This is a genomic window from Actinotalea sp. C106 (assembly GCF_023630195.1).
In the GTDB taxonomy this organism is placed as follows: domain Bacteria; phylum Actinomycetota; class Actinomycetes; order Actinomycetales; family Cellulomonadaceae; genus Actinotalea.
On record NZ_JALPKN010000206.1, the window covers coordinates 1 to 5,739 of the forward strand.

The window sequence follows — 5,739 nt, forward strand, 5'->3', positions numbered from 1 at the left end:
GGTCGGCGTGCGGCGTCGCCGCGCGGCGGGGGCGTCGTCGGCCCTCGGGGCCGCGGGGGCATCGGCCGCTGGCGCCTCCGTGGGCTCGCTCATGTCTCTCCTCTGCGTCACGCCGGACCGGGCGGACGGTGCAGCGCGGTTGCGCGTACGGTGACCACTACGCTAGTTGACGAACGGCGGGCACGGATCGTGCCCGCAGCCCGCCTGCCCTGGAGACGGACCGTGCCCGAGTCGAAGTCGCGCAAGAAGCCCAGCTACGAGCCGCCCCCCTCGGGCAAGGCCAGTCAGGCGAACCCGGCCTGGCTCGTACCCACGATGCTCACTCTCCTGCTGGTGGGCCTCGCCTGGGTGGTCGTCACCTACATCTCGCGCACCGAGTTCCCCGTCCCGGGGATCGGCAACTGGAACCTGGCGATCGGCTTCGTCTTCATGATCGCGGGCTTCGCGCTCACCACACGCTGGCGCTGAGCCACCACCGCCTCCACGGGGAGGGTCCGGGTCGTCACGGCGACCTCGGGCCCTCCCCGTCGTCGTCCCTGTCCACGAGCTGTCCACGGGTTTGTCCACAGGTGGAGCGACGGCGGCATCGGCCCGGGCGAGCGTGCGTGGGGCCAGAGTTCTCCCCAGCGGTGGACATCTCTGTGGATAACTACACGGGTGTAGTTCCACAGGTGTGAGCAACCCTGGGGACAGCCCCACGCCCAGCACGATCTCGTGTCAGAACCTCGGGATACCAGGGGTATCCGAGGTTCTGTCACGAGGTGCAGGGCTCAGCCGAGGCCGGTCCACCAGGCGGCGACGCTCGCGTACTTGAGCACCGCGAGAACCACCAGGAGGACCGCGACGCCGACCGTCGCTGCCACCGCGACCTGGTCCCGGCGCGGCCGGGGGGCGTAGGCGTAGGCCACACCGAGCACGAGGCCCACGAGGAACCCGCCCAGGTGCGCCTGCCAGGAGATCCCGGGGACCACGAAGCCGAGGACGGCGTTGATCCCGAGGATGACGATGATCTGCCGGGCGTCACGGCCCAGACGTCGCAGCACGATGAGGATCGCGCCGAACAGGCCGAAGACCGCGCCCGAGGCGCCGACGAGGCCGATACGCCACTCGACCGTGGCCGGGCTGGCCAGGAGCGTGACCATGAGGCTGCCGCCGATCGCGGCCAGCACGTAGAGACTGATGAACCGCCAGCGACCCAGGGCCTGCTCGAGGGGGGGCCCCACGATCCACAGGGCGAACATGTTGAAGCCGATGTGCAGGAACCCCGAGCTGTGCAGGAAGGCCGCCGTGAGGAAGCGCCAGGGCTCGGTCTCGCCGAGGAAGGGCGCGAAGATCAGCGCGTCGTACCAGGCACCCGAGACCTGCTGCAGCACGAAGCTGAGGACGCTGAGGCCGATCAGCGTGAGGGTGACCACCGGACGACCGTCGCGCAGGGGAGCGCCGAACACGGTCCGAGCCTGGGGGGCGTTGCGGCTGGCCTCACGGACGCAGTCCACGCAGTGCACGCCGACCGCGGCCTGGCGCTGGCACTCGGGGCAGGCCGGTCGACCGCAGCGCTGGCACCGCACGTAGGACACGCGGTCAGGGTGCCGGGGGCAGACCGGGTCCTCGCCCGGCTCGGGCCCCGCTCCGGGCAGGGGCGGGGGCGGCGGGGGCGTGGTCATGCGGCTCCAGCGGGTCGAGGGCACGACGCCCGGTCGTTGGGGCCGGGCGTCGTGCCGGGGGAGTCAGTCCTCGACCGTGACCGAGGTGATGGTGATGTCCTCGGCGGGGCGGTCGGCCGCACCGGTCCGGGTGGTGGCGATCGTGTCGACCACGGCCTTGCTCTCGTCGTCGGCTACCGAGCCGAAGATCGTGTGCTTGCCGTTGAGGTGGGGCGTGGGCGTGACCGAGATGAAGAACTGCGAGCCGTTGGTCCCACCGACCTCGCCGGTGACGGGGTCGCGGCGCTTGCCGGCGTTGGCCATGGCGAGCAGGTACGGCTTGTCGAAGACGAGCTCGGGGTGGATCTCGTCGTCGAAGGTGTAACCCGGGCCGCCCGTGCCGGTGCCCAGGGGGTCACCGCCCTGGATCATGAAGCCCGAGATGACGCGGTGGAAGACCGTGCCGTCGTACAGCGAGTCGGTGCGCTCGGCGCCCGAGGACGGGTCCTTCCAGGACTGGGTCCCCTGGGCGAGGCCCGTGAAGTTGCGCACCGTCTTGGGTGCGTGGTTGGGGAAGAGCTCGATACGGATGTCACCAGCGGTGGTGTGCAGGGTCGCGAACATGCTGTCATCCTCGCACGCACCCCTGACGCGCACGTCTCGAGGCGGGAACCCTCGCGCGCACCGGGCCCAACGGTGGCAACATGGGGAGAAGTACCTGAGGGACCTGCACGCCGTCCGACCACCGACAGGGAGTCGAAGATGCACATCCGCCGTTCCAGCCGTTCCAAGCAGGCGCGCCTGAAGAAGAAGGCCGCCGGGACAGGGGCCGTCCTCGCCGCGACCTCGGCGCACGCGGGCAAGCAGGCCGGCAAGACGGCGTCGCAGGTGGCCGACCAAGCCAAGGACGCCGCCGTGCACGCCAAGGACTGGGCCACCCCGCACGTCGGTGCCGCCGTCGACTGGGCCTCGCCCCGGGTCGAGAAGGCCTGGCGCGAGAGCGTGAAGGCCGCCGCCCCCCGCGTGGAGAGGGCCGCCGAGCGGGCCGTCCCCGTGGTGGACACCGCCCACGACCGCCTGGTCGACGACGTGCTGCCGAAGCTGGTGGCCGCCCTCAACGCCGCTGCTGCCTCGGCCGCCCTCGGCGCGGACAAGGCCCGTGACGTGACCTCGGCCAGGCTCAACGACCTGGCCCACATCGAGGTGCCGAAGAAGAAGAGCCACAAGGGCGCCAAGGTCTTCTGGTTCCTCACCAGCATCGCTGCTGTCGCCGCCGCCGTGGCGGCCTGGCGCGCGAGCCGCCCCACCACCGACCCGTGGGCCGAGCAGCCCTGGGACCAGGCGGGACGCCACGAGGCCGGTCGTGACCGGTTCAAGTCCGCTGCGGCCGAGGCCCGCGACGAGCTCGGCGACGCGGCCGAGGCCGTCGGCGAGGCCGCCGGTGTGAGCGTCGCCAAGACTCGTGAGGCCACCGAGAAGGCCCGGGAGGCCACCGAGAAGGCCGCTGAGAAGGCGCGGGAGGCCACGAGCAAGGCAGCGCCGCGGCGCAAGTCCTCCTCCGAGGCGGACACGACGACGACCACCTCGATGCCGACCTCGTCGGACACCGGCAGCACTGACAAGCCCGGGGCGGCCGCCACCAGCAGCACCTCGACGCCCGCCAAGCCCCAGGGTGGCTCGACCACCAGCGCCGCCAAGAGCACGACCGGTGCTAGCACCTCGGCGGCGTCCAAGCCCACGCCGAAGACCGCGAACCCGAAGGGTGCGGGCGACTCGGGCTCCTGAGCCCACGGTGGCTCTGGGCTCCTGAGCCCACGGTAGCTCTGACCCGGACGCACCTGGTCAGAGCCCGCGGCCCAGCCGGACCACGTCATGACCAGAAGGGCCCCACCCTCGCGAGGGTGGGGCCCTTCTGTGCTGTGTCTCTAGTGCGCTGTGTCTCTAGTGCGCTGTGTCTGCGTCACCTGACCTGCGGCGCGGCGTCACCGGCCGCGCCGGTGCGACCTCAGGCCGCGAGACGCTCCGCGATGCGGATCGCGCGCTCGGCGAGGTGGTCGAGGGCCGCGGTCGTGGCGTCGTCGAGGGGGAGGTCTCCCTCGGCCCCCGAGACGTGCGAGGCGCCGTAGGGGTTGCCGTCGACGAACTTGAGCGGGTCGGTGTAGCCGGGGGGCACGATGATCCCGCCGAAGTGCGCCGCCATCCGATAGATCTGCTGGATGGTCCCCTCCTGGCCGCCGTGCGTGGTCTGCGTGGAGGTGAAGCCGGCATAGACCTTGTCGGCCAGCCGGCCCTCGGCCCACAGCGGGCCCAGGGTGTCGATGAACTGCTGGAACTGGCTCGTGACGTTCCCGTACCTGGTGGGGGAGCCGAGCAGCACGACGTCGGCCCAGGCGATGTCCTCCGGGGTGGCCTTCGGCTCGTCCTGGATGGCCCGCACGTGCTCAGCCCACCCCGGGTTGCCGTCGATGGCCGCCTGCGGGGCGATCTCCTCGACGTGCCGACGACGGACGACGGCCCCCGTCCCGGAGGCGGCCTTCTCGAGGCGCTCGGCCATGGACTGCAGGTTGCCGGTCGAGGAGTAGTAGATGATCGCGACGTTCGTCATGGGCTGGGCTCCCAGCTGTCGGGGACACGGATCGTCCCTCGATCGTGCGGTGCGCAGGGACCCACCGCATCTGGGGGCTCAACCCGGGGGAAGCTCCTCAGGCAGCCCGAAGGCCCGGAAGAGCGCAGCCCCGAACCAGACGGTGACGTGCGAGACGCCGTCGGGCGAGCCGACCAGGTGCTGGAGCTGGAAGGCCCGGTGCGCCCCGTCGAGGTCGCGCATGTAGATCGCGACCACCGGTTGACCGTTGGCCGAGCTGCGGACCGCGCGCATGTCCCCCGCACCGCGGGCCGGGCACCGGGTGGCGATGAGGCGGCCGATGTCCTCCGCGCCGCGGTACCACTCGACATAGGGCGGCATCTCCCAGACGGCGTCCGCGGTCAGCAGGCTGACGATCCGCGCGACGTCGTACGCCTCGAAGGCCTCCACGTAGCTGTCGAGCAGCTCGCGGGTGCGGGGGTCGGCCTCGTCGAGGGTCGGCTGCTCCGCGACCTGGGCCACGTGCGCGCGGGCGCGCTGCAGGGTGCTGTTGACCGCAGCCACCGAGATCTCGAGGGCCTCGGCCACCTCGGCGGCCCGCCAGTTGAGCACGTCCCGGAGCAGCAGGACGGCGCGCTGCTGGGCGGTCAGGTGCTGCAGCGCCGCGACGAAGGCCAGCCGCACCGAGTCCCGGTCGACGACGACGCTCGCGGGGTCGGGGGAGGGGGTGCTCCACAGCAGGGAGTCGGGGGCCGGCTCGAGCCACGGCGTCTCGCGGCTCTCGCGCAGCTCGGCGGTGGGATCGGCGGGGGGCTGCCCCAGCCCGGTGGGCAGGGGACGGCGACCACGGCCCTCGAGGGCGGTCAGGCAGGTGTTGGTCGCGATCCGGTACATCCAGGTGCGCAACGAGGACCGGTTCTCGAAGCCGTGGAAGGCCCGCCACGCGCGCAGGTAGGTCTCCTGGACGAGGTCCTCGGCGTCGTGGACGGACCCGACCATGCGGTAGCAGTGCGCGAGGAGCTCGCGCCGGAGCGGCTCGACCTGGGCGAGGAAGGTCGCCTCGTCGAGCGGGGGTGTCACCTCGGTGGTGGTCACCCGCTGAAGGTACCCCGACGGCCACGCGTGGGAGGTCCTGGGCACCTACTGCCAGCGGAAGAACCGCGCCGCCACCGCCGAGCACCCCACGATCGTCACCGCGAGGGCCAGTACCGGGGTCGCATCGATCTCGCCGCCCGCCCAGGCCGTGCCGAGCACCTGGACCGTGGCGCCGAAGGGCAGCACCTCCCCGACGCGGGCCACCCCGTCGGGGAGGTTCGCCGTCGGCCCGAACATCCCTCCCGTCGCCCCCATCCCGAAGAAGAGCACCAGGCCCACGGCGACCGCGGCGTTGCCGCTCGGGGCGACCGCCGCCACGAGCACCCCGAGGGCGTACATCGCCCCCGCGGCGAGCAGGCCGAGGACGACGGCGAGCCCGAGGCGGGCCGGGAGGTGCGCCCCGAAGCCCACCACGGC

At 72.2% G+C, this 5,739-nt stretch carries 6 protein-coding genes and 1 pseudogene; 2 read left to right on the forward strand and 5 right to left on the reverse strand.

What is annotated here, in order from left to right:
- Nucleotides 1-222 precede the first annotated feature (222 nt).
- A complete protein-coding gene (locus L0B03_RS13015) occupies nt 223-468 on the forward strand; it encodes a cell division protein CrgA (protein ID WP_250446431.1) in 246 nt (81 codons plus the stop codon).
- Nucleotides 469-770: 302 nt separating this feature from the next.
- Here the strand turns inward: L0B03_RS13015 and L0B03_RS13020 are convergent, their stop codons facing one another.
- Both L0B03_RS13020 and L0B03_RS13025 read right to left on the reverse strand, forming a co-directional pair.
- Nucleotides 771-1,664 (reverse strand): rhomboid family intramembrane serine protease, encoded by an 894-nt coding sequence (locus L0B03_RS13020; protein ID WP_250446433.1) that lies wholly within the window; start codon nt 1,662-1,664, stop codon nt 771-773.
- Nucleotides 1,665-1,727: 63 nt separating this feature from the next.
- Nucleotides 1,728-2,267: a peptidylprolyl isomerase gene (locus tag L0B03_RS13025; protein ID WP_250446435.1), complete on the reverse strand. Its 540-nt coding sequence runs from the start codon at nt 2,265-2,267 to the stop codon at nt 1,728-1,730.
- A gap of 138 nt (nt 2,268-2,405) precedes the next feature.
- On the opposite strand from L0B03_RS13025, the gene L0B03_RS13030 reads away from it, so the two are divergent.
- Nucleotides 2,406-3,428, forward strand: a complete 1,023-nt coding sequence (locus tag L0B03_RS13030) for a hypothetical protein (RefSeq protein WP_250446437.1) — start codon at nt 2,406-2,408, stop codon at nt 3,426-3,428.
- 220 nt (nt 3,429-3,648) lie between these two features.
- On the opposite strand, the gene L0B03_RS13035 is transcribed toward L0B03_RS13030, so the two are convergent.
- The 3 genes and pseudogenes from L0B03_RS13035 to L0B03_RS13045 form a co-directional block, all read right to left on the reverse strand.
- A complete protein-coding gene (locus L0B03_RS13035; protein WP_250446439.1) occupies nt 3,649-4,248 on the reverse strand; it encodes a flavodoxin family protein in 600 nt (199 codons plus the stop codon).
- A 78-nt stretch (nt 4,249-4,326) separates the two neighbouring features.
- Nucleotides 4,327-5,322 carry a sigma-70 family RNA polymerase sigma factor gene (locus tag L0B03_RS13040; RefSeq protein WP_308200055.1) on the reverse strand — a complete coding sequence of 332 codons (996 nt, stop codon included), beginning with the start codon at nt 5,320-5,322 and terminating at the stop codon, nt 4,327-4,329.
- A 45-nt stretch (nt 5,323-5,367) separates the two neighbouring features.
- Nucleotides 5,368-5,739: pseudogene (locus L0B03_RS13045) on the reverse strand (ABC transporter permease); the annotation flags it as partial.

Excerpts from the sequence above, each read along its gene's own strand:
- L0B03_RS13020 (WP_250446433.1), bottom strand. The coding sequence starts at position 1,664 with ATGACCACGCCCCCGCCGCCCCCGCCCCTGCCCGGAGCGGGGCCCGAG.
- L0B03_RS13025 (WP_250446435.1), bottom strand. The coding sequence starts at position 2,267 with ATGTTCGCGACCCTGCACACCACCGCTGGTGACATCCGTATCGAGCTC.
- L0B03_RS13030 (WP_250446437.1), top strand. The coding sequence starts at position 2,406 with ATGCACATCCGCCGTTCCAGCCGTTCCAAGCAGGCGCGCCTGAAGAAG.
- L0B03_RS13035 (WP_250446439.1), bottom strand. The coding sequence starts at position 4,248 with ATGACGAACGTCGCGATCATCTACTACTCCTCGACCGGCAACCTGCAG.